At 66.1% G+C, this 239-nt stretch carries 1 protein-coding gene; it reads left to right on the forward strand.

What is annotated here, in order from left to right:
* On the forward strand, positions 1-239 hold a 239-nt coding region (locus tag ACYYG1_RS17840; RefSeq protein WP_461211670.1), incomplete at both ends, for an ATP-binding cassette domain-containing protein.

A 239-nucleotide genomic window follows, 5' to 3' on the forward strand; every position in this document is an offset into this window, starting at 1 on the left:
GTCAAACCCGCGCAGACGATCGCCTTGATCGGCGAATCCGGATCGGGGAAATCGACCTTGCTGGGCATTTTGGCCGGGCTGGATGACGGCAGCGAAGGCGAGGTGCGTTTGCTCGGCGAGTCGCTGACCGCGCTGGACGAAGAGGGGCGCGCCGCGCTGCGCGCCAGGGACGTCGGCTTCGTGTTTCAGTCGTTCATGCTGGTGCCGACGCTGAACGCGCTGGAGAACGTGCAGCTGCC

It is taken from the genome of Desulfocurvus sp. DL1XJH-121 (genome assembly GCF_054819825.1).